This is a genomic window from Pseudescherichia sp. (genome assembly GCF_031987975.1).
Lineage (GTDB): Bacteria > Pseudomonadota > Gammaproteobacteria > Enterobacterales > Enterobacteriaceae > Pseudescherichia.
Genome location: NZ_DALZYX010000007.1, coordinates 152334 through 164806 on the forward strand (window position 1 = coordinate 152334; position 12473 = coordinate 164806).

Annotated in this window: 12 protein-coding genes; 7 read left to right on the forward strand and 5 right to left on the reverse strand. The window is 55.8% G+C overall.

Annotation, left to right across the window (positions count from 1 at the left end; translation table 11 throughout):
- Positions 1–154: 154 nt before the first annotated feature.
- Positions 155–1363 carry a serine-type D-Ala-D-Ala carboxypeptidase gene (dacC, locus tag RTN40_RS14140; protein WP_312229015.1) on the forward strand — a complete coding sequence of 403 codons (1209 nt, stop codon included), beginning with the start codon at positions 155–157 and terminating at the stop codon, positions 1361–1363.
- Between the two features lie 6 nt (positions 1364–1369).
- Here dacC and deoR read toward each other — a convergent pair whose 3' ends face one another.
- Together deoR and ybjG are read right to left on the reverse strand one after the other, a co-directional pair.
- Positions 1370–2128 carry a DNA-binding transcriptional repressor DeoR gene (gene deoR, locus RTN40_RS14145; protein WP_312229016.1) on the reverse strand — a complete coding sequence of 253 codons (759 nt, stop codon included), beginning with the start codon at positions 2126–2128 and terminating at the stop codon, positions 1370–1372.
- A gap of 73 nt (positions 2129–2201) precedes the next feature.
- Positions 2202–2810, reverse strand: coding sequence for an undecaprenyl-diphosphate phosphatase (gene ybjG, locus RTN40_RS14150; RefSeq protein ID WP_312229017.1), 609 nt, complete (start codon positions 2808–2810; stop codon positions 2202–2204).
- Between the two features lie 173 nt (positions 2811–2983).
- Between ybjG and RTN40_RS14155 the strand changes: the two genes are divergently transcribed.
- Positions 2984–4216 carry an MFS transporter gene (locus tag RTN40_RS14155; RefSeq protein ID WP_312229018.1) on the forward strand — a complete coding sequence of 411 codons (1233 nt, stop codon included), beginning with the start codon at positions 2984–2986 and terminating at the stop codon, positions 4214–4216.
- On the opposite strand, the gene RTN40_RS14160 is transcribed toward RTN40_RS14155, so the two are convergent.
- A complete protein-coding gene (locus RTN40_RS14160) occupies positions 4179–5399 on the reverse strand; it encodes an MFS transporter (protein ID WP_312229019.1) in 1221 nt (406 codons plus the stop codon). The genes RTN40_RS14155 and RTN40_RS14160 overlap by 38 nt on opposite strands.
- A gap of 395 nt (positions 5400–5794) precedes the next feature.
- Between RTN40_RS14160 and RTN40_RS14165 the strand changes: the two genes are divergently transcribed.
- Positions 5795–6391: a hypothetical protein gene (locus RTN40_RS14165; protein ID WP_312229020.1), complete on the forward strand. Its 597-nt coding sequence runs from the start codon at positions 5795–5797 to the stop codon at positions 6389–6391.
- 306 nt (positions 6392–6697) lie between these two features.
- On the opposite strand, the gene RTN40_RS14170 is transcribed toward RTN40_RS14165, so the two are convergent.
- Positions 6698–8383: an aspartate:alanine antiporter gene (locus tag RTN40_RS14170; RefSeq protein WP_312210331.1), complete on the reverse strand. Its 1686-nt coding sequence runs from the start codon at positions 8381–8383 to the stop codon at positions 6698–6700.
- Between the two features lie 284 nt (positions 8384–8667).
- On the opposite strand from RTN40_RS14170, the gene RTN40_RS14175 reads away from it, so the two are divergent.
- Positions 8668–9039, forward strand: coding sequence for an inner membrane protein YbjM (locus tag RTN40_RS14175; protein WP_312229021.1), 372 nt, complete (start codon positions 8668–8670; stop codon positions 9037–9039).
- Between the two features lie 15 nt (positions 9040–9054).
- Here RTN40_RS14175 and RTN40_RS14180 read toward each other — a convergent pair whose 3' ends face one another.
- On the reverse strand, positions 9055–9324 hold the full coding sequence (locus RTN40_RS14180; protein ID WP_312229022.1) for a GrxA family glutaredoxin: 270 nt from the start codon (positions 9322–9324) through the stop codon (positions 9055–9057).
- Positions 9325–9533: 209 nt separating this feature from the next.
- On the opposite strand from RTN40_RS14180, the gene rimK reads away from it, so the two are divergent.
- From rimK to potF, 3 genes are all read left to right on the forward strand, one after another.
- The gene (rimK, locus tag RTN40_RS14185) at positions 9534–10436 is read left to right on the forward strand and encodes a 30S ribosomal protein S6--L-glutamate ligase (RefSeq protein ID WP_312229023.1); all 903 of its coding nucleotides are present in this window, start codon (positions 9534–9536) and stop codon (positions 10434–10436) included.
- 87 nt (positions 10437–10523) lie between these two features.
- The gene (locus RTN40_RS14190) at positions 10524–11003 is read left to right on the forward strand and encodes a YbjN domain-containing protein (protein ID WP_312210340.1); all 480 of its coding nucleotides are present in this window, start codon (positions 10524–10526) and stop codon (positions 11001–11003) included.
- A gap of 349 nt (positions 11004–11352) precedes the next feature.
- Positions 11353–12462 (forward strand): spermidine/putrescine ABC transporter substrate-binding protein PotF, encoded by a 1110-nt coding sequence (potF, locus tag RTN40_RS14195; protein ID WP_312229024.1) that lies wholly within the window; start codon positions 11353–11355, stop codon positions 12460–12462.
- Positions 12463–12473: the final 11 nt, after the last annotated feature.

A 12473-nucleotide genomic window follows, 5' to 3' on the forward strand; every position in this document is an offset into this window, starting at 1 on the left:
GCTCACAGCAGCGTGGGGATGTGATATTGCGTAAACTTTAAAAAACTTTACCAGCAGGCGGTTTTCTTCACCGCTTTTGTACGTTACTACTCACCGTTTAGCGCGTAGCGGTGAGCTAACGCGGTTTTTTAGAATGGATACTCGGGTGGCCTTTATGACGCATTTCTCTCTGTCCCTTCGCGGCCTGGCTACGGCCTCGGCGCTTGTGGTTCTTTTTTCTCCCTCTCTCTTTGCCGCCGAGCAGGTCGCGGCCCCCGCTGCACCTGCGGTTGATGCCCGGGCGTGGATCCTGATGGACTATGCCAGCGGTAAAGTGCTGGCGGAAGGCAACGCCGATGAAAAGCTGGATCCAGCCAGCCTCACCAAGCTGATGACCAGCTACGTCACCGGTCAGGCGCTGAAGGCAGGAAAAATTCATCTCACCGATATGGTTACCGTGGGTAAAGATGCCTGGGCTACCGGCAACCCGGCGCTGCGCGGCTCGTCGCTGATGTTCCTCAAGCCTGGGGATCAGGTCTCAGTGGCGGACCTGAATAAAGGGGTGATCATCCAGTCGGGGAACGATGCCAGCATCGCCATTGCTGACTACGTGGCGGGAAGCCAGGATGCCTTTGTCGGCCTGATGAATAACTATGCCCAGCGGCTGGGGCTGACCAACACCACTTTTAAAACGGTGCACGGCCTCGATGCGCCGGGACAGTTCAGCACCGCCCGCGACATGGCCCTGCTGGGCAAGGCGCTGATCCACGACGTGCCGGAAGAGTACGCCATCCACAAAGAGAAAGAGTTTACCTTCAACAAGATCCGTCAGCCGAACCGTAACCGCCTGCTGTGGAGCACGAATCTCAACGTCGACGGGATGAAGACCGGCACCACCGAAGGGGCGGGCTACAATCTGGTGGCCTCGGCCACGCAGGGTGATATGCGGCTTATCTCGGTGGTGCTCGGGAGTAAAACCGATCGTATCCGCTTCAACGAGTCAGAGAAGCTGCTGACCTGGGGCTTCCGCTTCTTCGAAACCGTTACCCCTATCAAGCCCGATGCCACCTTCGCCACCACCCGCGTCTGGTTTGGCGACAGCAGCGAGGCGAAGCTCGGCGCAGGCGAAGCCGGCTCGATCACTATTCCTAAAGGGCAGCTGAAAAACCTGAAGGCGACCTGGAAATTAAATGACCCGCAGCTTACCGCACCGCTGAAGAAGGGCCAGGTGGTAGGCGCTATCGACTTCCAGCTTAACGGTAAATCCATCGAGCAGCGTCCACTGATTGTTATGGAAGCGGTGGAAGAGGGCGGATTCCTGAGCCGGATGTGGGACTTCGTGCTGATGAAGTTCCATGAGTGGTTCGGCAGCTGGTTCTCATAGACCGTATCAGTAGAGCAGGGCGATGCGCTGCGCTTTTGCCAGCGCAAACAGGTTATCGTCCGGGCGAACGTCGCTGGCGATGGCATCAAACTGGCTGAGTTCGCCCATGCACGCCGGGCGCACTTTGCCAAACTTGCTGTGATCGACCACCAGCACGTGGTACTGCGCTCGGGTCAATGCCCAACGCTTTACCGGCAGCTCCTCAAGGTTAAAGCAGGTCGCCCCCATCTCTGGATGCACGCCCGCCGCAGAATAGAAGGCGAGATCCGGACAGAGATTGTTAAGCGTCTCTTTAAAGTTGAGCGGGTTGAAGATGCCGTTGCTGGCGTGAAACTCGCCGCCGCAGAGAATGGTCCGGCAGAGCGGTTTCTCCTGTAAGGCCAGGAAGGTGTTCAGGGCATAACAGATGGCGGTGAAGGGCAGCTCGTCGCTAATAGCATCGATAATCCACGGTGTGGTGGTGCCGCAGTCAAAAAACACCATCTGGTGGGCCTGCACCAGGGTCGCCGCATGGCGGGCTGCGAGGCGCTTCTCCTCTACCAGGCGGGTTTTCTGATCGCTCAGCAGATAATGACTGGCGGTGCGCGGCTCCAGCACCAGGTAACCCCCCAGCAGCACTACCGGTGCGCTTTTGGCGTTCAGATCGCGACGAATGGTCATCTCAGATACGCCAAGGAGGGTAGCAGCCTCTTTCAGATGCAGTTTGTCGCTCCGTTTCAGCGCCTGCAATAGCTGGCCGATCCTTTCGTCACGTTTCGTTTCCATAAGTCCCCTGGCGTAATAGTAAAAGCCCTGCATACGGCAGGGCATCCAATATTACCTGCGCGGCCAGGTTAAGTCACTCACGCACCCAGCCTTTGCGGATAGGTAGAGCAAAACAGCGGCGGTAGATGAGATGCAGGGTTCGGTGCAGCCCCCTCCCGCAAACCTGCCAGAGCATCTGCGCGGCCAGGCAGCCGCTGAAAGCAATCAGCAATCCGCCCAGCATATCCAGCGGCCAGTGGACGCCGAGATAGACGCGTGACCAGGCGATGCTCAGCGCCACGGCCAGCAGCACGCAGCCAGACCAGAGCCGATGCCAGAACAGAAACGCCAGCGCGAAGGTAAACGCCACCGTGCCGTGGTCGCTGGGATAAGAGTAGTTCGCCGAGTGGTGTAAAAAATTATAGCCTGCTTGCTGAGCAAAGGGTCTGTCGTGGGGGAAAAGATGGCCTATCAGCCAGGAGAGACACATGCTCACCGCCAGCGCCATTGCCGTTTTGATCACCAGCTGACGCTGGGCGCTCACCTGGTCATGTGGTCCCCATAGCCACAGCGCCACCGCCAGCAGAGGCAGCAGGGTGATCAAATCTTTAGCGATATATATCGCAGCGGCAATCAGCCAGGATGGCGAGTCGGGGGTGGCATTCAGCCAGTAAAATAGCGTGTGGTTGAGATTTTCCAGCATGGGGTGTCGTCACTCCTGTTGACCATAAATTAAGGCTTCCATTGTGCAGCGCGTACCTTAAACGAACCTTAAGCTATTAAAGCGTATTAAACGTGCGCTGCCATAGAGAATTTACTACCGCCAGCGCGGCGATTTAACTACACTCTGCGCGATCTTAAGGATAAAGAGGCTACATGCAAAATCGTTCATCTTCCAGAGGCCGTTTAGGCCGCCAGGCACTGATGTTTCCCCTCTGCCTGGTGCTCTATGAGTTCTCAACCTATATCGGCAACGACATGATCCAGCCGGGGATGCTGGCGGTGGTTGCTCAGTACAATGCCGGCATCGAGTGGGTGCCGACCTCCATGACCGCCTATCTGGCCGGGGGGATGTTTTTACAGTGGCTGCTCGGGCCGCTGTCGGACCGCATTGGCCGCCGTCCGGTGATGCTCACCGGCGTGGTGTGGTTTATTGTCACCTGCCTGGCGACGCTGCTGGCGCAGAACATTGAGCAGTTCACTATCCTGCGCTTCCTGCAGGGGGTGAGCCTCTGCTTTATTGGCGCGGTAGGTTATGCCGCCATCCAGGAGTCATTCGAGGAGGCGGTGTGCATCAAGATCACCGCCCTGATGGCGAACGTGGCGCTGATTGCGCCCCTGCTTGGTCCGCTGGTGGGAGCGGCCTGGGTGCACGTTGCGCCCTGGGAGGGGATGTTTGTTCTCTTCGCACTGCTGGCGGCCATCGCCTTCTTCGGCCTGCAACGGGCGATGCCGGAGACCGCCACGCGTCTCGGGGAGAAGCTCTCCCTGAAGGAGCTGGGCCGGGACTATAAGGCGGTGCTGAAAAATGGCCGTTTCGTGGCCGGGGCGCTGGCGACGGGCTTTGTCAGCCTGCCGCTGCTGGCGTGGATCGCCCAGTCGCCGATCATTATTATCAGCGGCGAAGGGATGAGCAGCTATGAGTATGGCCTGCTGCAGGTGCCGATCTTCGGCGCGTTGATTGCGGGTAACCTGGTGCTGGCCCGGCTAACTTCCCGGCGCAGCGTGCGATCGCTGATTATCATGGGCGGCTGGCCGATTGTTATCGGACTGCTGGTGGCGGCCGTGGCGACGATGGTTGCATCTCACGCTTACCTGTGGATGACTGCCGGGCTGAGCATTTACGCGTTTGGTATTGGCCTCGCCAACGCCGGACTGGTGCGCCTGACGCTGTTCGCCAGCGACATCAGTAAAGGAACGGTATCCGCCGCCATGGGCATGCTGCAGATGGCGATATTTACCGTCGGCATTGAGCTGAGCAAGCACGCTTACCTCAGCGGCGGCGAAGGGCTGTTTAGCCTCTTCAACCTGGTAAACGGCCTGCTCTGGCTGGGACTGATGGTTATCTTCCTTAAGGACCGGTCGGTGGGGCGCTCTCTGAACGGCTAGCAGAAGTCTGGCCCGGTTTTGCGACTGCCCGCGCCACGATGACCGCAACCACCATCAGCGCCAGCACCACCATCATGGCGCTGCGCAGCCCGTAGTGCTCACCCAGGAAGCCCAGCAGCGGCGGCCCCACCAGAAATGCCAGATAACCGGTTGTCGCCACCACGCTTACGCGGGTCGCGGCATCCGGCCCGGTGTCGCTGGCGGCGGAGATGGTCAGCGGGAAGCCAAGAGACGCGCCCAGACCCCACAGCAGCACCGATACGCCAGCCACCCAGGCGCTGTCGACGAAAATAATCAGCGCAATCCCCAGCCCGCCCATAATGGCGCTGGCCCGCACTACCGTAACGCGGCTGTAGCGGTCGATAAACCAGCCGCCGGTAAAGCGTCCGACGGTCATGCCGAGGGTAAAGCCGGTGTAGATCAGCGATCCGGAGGTTGGGGTAAAGCCGTGGCCGTCGACCATCAGCAGCGGCAGCCAGTCGTTGGCGGAGCCTTCGGCAAAGGCCATCGCCAGTACTACCACGCCAATCAGCATCAGCTGGGCATCACGATAGAAGGGACGACCTTTGCGTTCGTGCTGCGCTTCGCCTGCATCATTGCGCCCGGTGCCGTCAGGGATAGCGGTAATCGCAATCAGGATTGGCACGATGGCTACCAGCGCCGCCAGCAGCACGTGCAGGGTTGCGGTTACCCCCCAGGCGGTGAGCGTCATGCCGATACCCGCCCCCACCAGCGTGCCGAGGCTGTAGAAGCCGTGCATCATCGGCAGCACGGTTTTGTTCATCTTCTGCTCTACCACCGCGCCTTCGATATTAATCGCCACTTCGGCTGCCCCCAGGCTGCTGCCAAACAGCGCTAGCCCAACGGCAAACAGCAGCGGTGAGGCAAACCACAGGGCGAGACTCAGCACCATCATCCCGAAGACCGACAGTGACATGCTGGCGCGAATGACGTTGCGGGTGCCGAAGCGTTTGACCAGCCACGCGGAGGAGAGAACGCCGCTCATCGAGCCGATAGAGAGGCCAAACAGCACCGCACCCATCTCAGCGGTGGAGACCGACAGGATGTCGCGAATGGCCGGCGTGCGCGTAGCCCAGGAGGCCATCAGCAGACCGGGTATAAAGAAGAAGGTGAATAAAGCCCACAGACGATGGTTCAGGGCAGAGCGAGAAGAGGAAGTCATAGCGTTTATCTTTGTTATCGGTTTTGGCGTCGCTTAACAGTAGCAAGATTTGGCGAGGATTGCAGGGGAAAGGAGGCCAGCTTGTAGGCCTGGCAAGCGCAAGCGTCGCCGGGCAGGCTATAACCAGGCAAAAAGGATATATTTAATTCGTTACCAGCTAGCGGCCATTGGCTACAAGAAGCGCATAAAAAATTAGGCAACTATAAAGCTGTTAATAAATTAAAGCTTACTTTTCCAGCCGTTGTTGTTAAAATCGCTGGAGCAGCTTCAGAAGATTCATCAATAAGTCAAATATCAATGGCGGACTGTTATATTAGATGAGGGGTTTCATTTTGTCTCGAGAGGGTTTTTTTAATTTGATATTTAATAGCGCATATGTACACGGTATGTTAACGATGCTCGCTATTGTTGCCATTATTTGGTTTTGCCGTCGTTTTAAAAACTTGGCAAAAATTTTCTATGTGGTTAAAGGCGGGTTCAGCGACGCTTGTGCAGAGCTGGCTATCATATTTTCAAGCTCAAAAAACACAGATGAAGGAACTCTTGAAAACATTAGTCGGGCTGCAAATCATTTTCAATTTAGACTGCAGAAGTTGATTTTCTTAGGATTAATATTCATTCTATGCCTTAAAGGTTTTTTTGAGATCCTTCAATCTGTTGGTATTTTTAGCCAAAATCTTTATGAGCTAAGAAGTTCTCACGCCTATGTCGCTAATTTTTTGGAAATGAAGACTCTTGTTTATGTTGCCGCAGCGTTAGCAATATCGTGTGGGATTCAATTGGCATATATGTTGATTACCGATGGCCCTGATGAAGCAGTCGAGCCATTAATGCTAGGCATAGCATCTACAATACTTTTAATTCTTTCTGACAGCAATGCTCAAAACTGGACCTCCGATCGTTCTTTTGCAGTAATAATGCTGGTTGTATGTATTCCTATATTATTTGCCTGCTCGCGATGGATGGAGAGGGTACGCAAAGATAAAAAGTAATTATAAGCATATATTTTTTAAGATGTTGATAGCCAGAGTTGCTTGGCCAAATGTTATTTGTTGGTTGAAAAATGAGCGCAAATTTTTCATATCAGAGTTCACACAAGATGCTGCAAGCCTGTAGCTCTAAAGTGACTAACCCCTACAAACAAAAAACCCATCAACCTTGAACCAAAGATGGCGGGGTTGATGGGCTCCACAAAATGGGGACATCAAAGAAAAGCAGTGGCAATAGTTATGACTGGCACTTCTATAAAAAGTTCGCGTGATGCCAGAAAATTTTTACGCAACCGCCTTTCTTCAGAGTTATCCGAGGCCGGGCCAGATGATGACGATGAGCGTCCCGGCTAAGGTCAGCAGCACGTTGGCGATGGCGTAGGTGCCCGCATAGCCGAGCGCGGGAATGTTGCTCCGCGCGGTGTCGCTGATAATCTCCATCGCCGGGGCGCAGGTGCGTGCCCCCATCATCGCGCCGAAGAGCATGGCGCGGTTCATCCGCAGCACGTAGGCGCCGAACAGGAAGCAGATCACTACCGGCACCAGGCTCACCAACAGCCCGGCGACCAGCATCTGTCCGCCCACCGCGCCAAGACCGTGGCCGATGCCGCTCCCGGCGCTCAGGCCGACGCCCGCCATAAAGACCATCAGGCCAAACTCCTTCACCATGTTCAGCGCCCCCTGAGGGATATAGCCGAAGGTAGGGTGGTTGGCACGCAGGAAGCCGAGCATGATCCCGGCGAACAGCAGGCCCGCTGCGTTACCGATGCCAAAGCTAAACGAGCTGAACTGGAAGGTGATCATGCCGATCATCAGGCCGACGATAAAGAAGGCACAAAATGCCAGCAGGTCGGTCACCTGGCTGTGAATAGAGATGAAGCCGATGCGGTCGGCGATGGTTTTTACCCGTCGCGCGTCGCCGCTCACCTGCAACACGTCGCCTTTATTGAGCACGATGCTGTCGTCGATAGGCATCTCGATCTGGCTGCGGATCACGCGGTTCAGGAAGCAGCCGTGGTCGGTGAGCTTCAGCTGGGCGAGGCGGCGGCCCACCACGTTGTGGTTCTTCACCACGATCTCTTCGGTAACGATGCGCATGTCGAGCAGGTCGCGGTCAAAGACCTCTTTACCGTTACGGAAGCTGGGGTCGAGGCGGGCATGGGCGTCAGGGTAGCCCACCAGCGAGATCTCATCTCCCATCTGTAAAACTGCATCGCCGTCCGGGGTCGCCAGAATGCCGTTGCGACGAATACGCTCAATGTAGCAGCCGGTCTGGCGGTAGATCCCCAGCTCGCGCAGGTTTTTGCCGTCGGCCCATGCCACCAGCTCCGGCCCTACGCGGTAGGCGCGGATCACCGGAAGATAAACTTTGCGATTAGCGTCGGTATCGAGACCGCGCTCGCGGGCGATCTGCTGGGCGCTGGTCTGGAGATCCTGATGCTGTAGCTTCGGCATATAGCGCGCGCCGAAGATCAGGCTAACCAGCCCGATAAGGTAGGTCAGGGCGTAGCCGAGGCTGAGGTGATCCAGCGCGGTGGTGAGCTGACTGCTGGGCATGCCCAAATGGCGTAGCGTATCCCCCGCACCCACCAGCACCGGCGTAGAGGTCATCGAGCCGGCCAGCATCCCGGCGGTGAGGCCGATATCCCAGCCAAACAGCTTGCCCAGCCCCAGCGCAATCAGCAGCGCGCTGCCGACCATTACCAGCGCCAGCATCAGGTAATTCTTGCCGTCGCGAAAGAAAATTGAAAAAAAGTTGGGTCCGGCTTCCACGCCCACGCAAAAAATAAACAGCATAAAGCCCAGATTCAGGGCGTCAGTGTTAATGGCGAAATGCTGCTGGCCTAATAATAGCGAAACCACTAAAACGCCAATGGAATTACCGAGTTGTACCGAGCCTAACCGTAATTTTCCGAGGCACAGGCCCAGCGCCAGCACCACAAATAATAACAGTATGTAATTCCCATTTAACAAATCTGCGACGTTTATATTCACGGAGGCTAACTTCTTGTTTACTAGTAAGCTGTTGAAAGAAATGATGATTTACGCTAATGTTTTACTTACGGCAGCGGACCTGAACGTCGCGCTACTGCAAAATAAAACAATGACCGCAAAACAGATCAGGCCGTTAGTTTAATCGTATTAAGAAACAACGGCTAGCTAAGAATCGTGCATTCGCGTGGGTGCTTTTTGGGCAAGGATTGCCACACTGCTTTATCAAACCGAACGTTCCTTTGGGGCGAAGAAATGTTCGATAGAGGCGATGTCAGGAGGATTATTTGAAGTCTAAACGTGGTTGGGCGGGCGCTTTTTGCTGCTTCCTGCTTTTTATTGTGGTCTACCTGTCACATATATTGAACGTGAGAGGGGCCTTCCAGCCTGCCGGCCATCCCGAGCTGGGGCTGCTCTTTTTTATCATTCCCGGCGCAATCGCCAGCTTTGTCTCGACAAAACGTCGCGTGGTGCTGCCTGTGGTCGGGGCGATGTTGGGGGCAACGGTCTGCTTTGTGCTGATGCTGCTCTTCCTGACGCCGATACGCTCGGTCTGGCAGGAGATGGCGTGGCTGTTTAGCGCAGTATTCTGGTGCGCGCTGGGTGCGCTCTGCTATCTGTTTATTCGCAGCCTGCTGGTGAGGCGGGGGCGCGACTAACGCCCCCTAAATGGCTTACTGCTCGGCAAAGAGACCCAGATGCGCTTTGGCATAGGCTTCAAAATCGGTGCAGCCACCAATATGCTTCTGATCGAGGAAGATCTGCGGCACGGTCTCAACGGGCTTGCCAACGGTCTTTTCCAGATCGGCTTTGGTGATCCCTTCCGCATGAATATCGACATAGCGATAGCTAAAGTCGTCACGCTCGTTACTCAGTTTATCTGCCAGCTCTTTTGCGCGTACGCAATAGGGACAGCCAGGGCGTCCAAAGATTACAGCAAACATACTCTCTCCTTAACGTTAAGCCTGATAGTGATTAGGGGTATCATGCCGATTACCACAGGTAATAGAAAGAAGGTTTTGCCTGTCGTTTCGATGCCAAAAGGCTATGTTTCTCTAAAGCGGGGCGACGCGATAAATCCCGTTCATCCTGCGTCTCGCTGGGTGTATGATAGTGGCGCAGCTGTGACACTGTCATTGTAGAGAGGTGCAGGGTGAAAATTGCCATATTGTCCCGGGACGGAACGCTCTATTCGTGTAAACGTCTGCGTGAAGCGGCGCAGCAGCGGGGCCATACGGTCGAGATCCTCGATCCACTCTCCTGCTATATGAACATTAGCCCGGCGGCCTCGTCGATCCACTATAAGGGTCGTCAGCTCCCTTACTTTGATGCCGTGATCCCGCGCATTGGCTCCGCTATCACCTTCTACGGTATGGCGGCGCTGCGCCAGTTCGAGATGCTCGGCAGCTACCCCCTTAACGAATCCGTCGCCATTACCCGCGCCAGAGACAAGCTACGCTCACTCCAGCTGCTGGCGCGTCAGGGGATCGATCTGCCGGTTACCGGCATCGCCCACTCTCCGGATGACACCAGCGATCTCATCGACATGGTCGGCGGCGCGCCGCTGGTGGTCAAATTGGTGGAGGGTACCCAGGGCATCGGCGTGGTGCTGGCGGAGACGCGGCAGGCGGCGGAGAGCGTGATTGACGCCTTTCGCGGCCTGAACGCCCACATCCTGGTGCAGGAGTACATTAAAGAGGCGAAGGGGTGTGATATCCGCTGCCTGGTAGTAGGGGATGAGGTGGTTGCCGCCATCGAACGGCGGGCGAAAGAGGGCGATTTCCGCTCTAACCTGCACCGGGGCGGCGTGGCGACGGTGGCTAACATTACTCTGCGCGAGCGAGAGATGGCCCTGCTGGCGGCACGTACCCTGGGGCTGGACGTGGCCGGGGTGGATATTCTCCGTGCCGATCGTGGGCCGCTGGTGATGGAGGTCAACGCCTCGCCGGGCCTTGAGGGCATTGAGAAAACTACCGGGGTGGACATCGCCGGGAAGATGATCGCCTGGATCGAGCAGCAGGCGACCCCCGGCTTTTGTCTGAAAACGGGCGGCTAGGCGCTTTTCCGGCAGTATAAATGGTATACAGGGCGTTTTTTGCGTAAGCTATGCCCGCAAATTTTTCTACAGAGGTCACCCCCTATTATGGATTCACTCGTCGTACCCAGTCTGGATACCTTGCGTCATTGGCTTGACGAGCTGGGCATCAGTTTTTATGAGTGTGACACCTGCCAGGCGCTACACCTGCCGCATATGCAAAACTTTGACGGCATCTACGACGCCAAGATCGATCTGGTTGATGATATTGTTCTCTTCTCAGCGATGGCAGAGGTCAAGCCCACGGCGCTGCTGGCGCTGGCGGCCGATCTCTCTGCAATTAACGCCAGCTCGCTGACGATTAAAGCCTTCCTCGACATCCAGGATGATAATCTGCCGAAGCTGGTGGTGTGCCAGTCGCTGTTCGCCGCCCCGGGCGTGAATCTGAAGCAGTTTGCCTGGTTTATGCGTCACAGTGAGGAACAGGTTTCCATGGTGATCCTCGAAGCCTGTGCGCAGCAGCTACTGTTTAATGCAGAGGAAGACGAGGCCGTTGCCGGTGAAACGGTGCGCAATTTTCTTCACTAAACCCTGATGACATTAGCGCAGTCGCTGCCATAGCGGCTGCATTCTTCCCCGCTTTTATTCTGCCTTTTCTGCCCCCTGGCAGTTTTATTCACCGCCATGATGCCGCTATCGGACGATGGCATAGACAAATAGTGAATAAAAAATTGATAAAACCCGGTTTTTTACCTGACCTATAGCCTCTAACCCTGGCTACAGTTATTCTTGCGCTGCTTTAAAAAGCTTGCAGCGTCTGCCGGGTGGCGTCTCAAACCCGAAGCTGTGCAGAGTGATAAAGTATGCACGATTCTTGCATATCTTTAATGCGTATATTTAGTTCGTATATTCACGAGCTTTCCAGAAGGAATGAGATATGACCACCCTGAGTAAAAAATGGTTGTCCGGTCTGGTGGCGTGTGCGCTGATGGCGGTCTCCGCCGGCACGCTGGCCGCTGAGCAGAAGACGCTGCACGTGTATAACTGGTCTGACTATATTGCCCCGGATACGGTGGCAAACTTTGAAAAAGAGACCGGTATTAAGGTTGTTTACGACGTGTTTGACTCCAACGAGGTGCTGGAAGGCAAGCTCATGGCGGGTAGCACCGGCTTCGATCTGGTTGTACCTTCAGCCAGCTTCCTTGAGCGCCAGCTGACCGCAGGCGTGTTCCAGCCGCTGGATAAGAGCAAGCTGCCAAACTGGAAGAACATGGATCCAGAAGTACTCAAGCTGGTGGCGAAGCACGATCCTGATAACAAGTACGCGATGCCGTATCTGTGGGCTACCACAGGCATTGGCTATAACGTCGATAAGGTAAAAGCCGTGCTGGGCGACGTGCCGGTGGACAGCTGGGATGTAGTGCTGAAGCCGGAAAACCTTGAGAAGCTCAAGAGTTGCGGCGTCTCCTTCCTCGATGCACCGGAGGAGATCTTCGCCACCGTGCTGAACTATCTGGGCAAAGATCCCAACAGCACCAAAGCGGACGACTACACCGGCCCGGCGACCGATCTGCTACTGAAGCTGCGTCCAAATATCCGCTACTTCCACTCCTCCCAGTACATTAACGATCTGGCTAACGGCGATATCTGCGTGGCGATCGGCTGGGCAGGGGATGTCTGGCAGGCGGCGAACCGGGCAAAAGAGGCGAAAAACGGCGTCAACGTCTCCTATATCATTCCGAAAGAGGGGGCGCTGGCCTTCTTTGACGTCTTCGCCATGCCGAAAGATGCTAAAAACACGGAAGAGGCCTATCAATTCCTTAACTACCTGATGCGTCCGGACGTTATCGCCCACATTAGCGACCATGTCTTCTACGCTAACGGTAACAAGGCCTCTGTGCCGCTAATCAATGCCGAAGTACGTGAGAACCCGGCGATTTTCCCACCGGCTGATGTCTTCGCCAAGCTCTTTACCCTCAAGGTACAGGAGCCGAAAATCGACCGCGTAAGAACCCGCGCGTGGACCAAAGTGAAGAGCGGTAAATAAGACCGTATCCG

Bases quoted from the DNA above. Each gene is read 5' to 3' on its own strand.
- dacC (WP_312229015.1), top strand. From the start codon at position 155: ATGACGCATTTCTCTCTGTCCCTTCGCGGCCTGGCTACGGCCTCGGCG.
- ybjG (WP_312229017.1), bottom strand. From the start codon at position 2,810: ATGCTGGAAAATCTCAACCACACGCTATTTTACTGGCTGAATGCCACC.
- RTN40_RS14155 (WP_312229018.1), top strand. From the start codon at position 2,984: ATGCAAAATCGTTCATCTTCCAGAGGCCGTTTAGGCCGCCAGGCACTG.
- RTN40_RS14165 (WP_312229020.1), top strand. From the start codon at position 5,795: ATGCTCGCTATTGTTGCCATTATTTGGTTTTGCCGTCGTTTTAAAAAC.
- deoR (WP_312229016.1), bottom strand. From the start codon at position 2,128: ATGGAAACGAAACGTGACGAAAGGATCGGCCAGCTATTGCAGGCGCTG.
- RTN40_RS14190 (WP_312210340.1), top strand. From the start codon at position 10,524: ATGGATTCACTCGTCGTACCCAGTCTGGATACCTTGCGTCATTGGCTT.
- RTN40_RS14180 (WP_312229022.1), bottom strand. From the start codon at position 9,324: ATGTTTGCTGTAATCTTTGGACGCCCTGGCTGTCCCTATTGCGTACGC.
- RTN40_RS14160 (WP_312229019.1), bottom strand. From the start codon at position 5,399: ATGACTTCCTCTTCTCGCTCTGCCCTGAACCATCGTCTGTGGGCTTTA.
- potF (WP_312229024.1), top strand. From the start codon at position 11,353: ATGACCACCCTGAGTAAAAAATGGTTGTCCGGTCTGGTGGCGTGTGCG.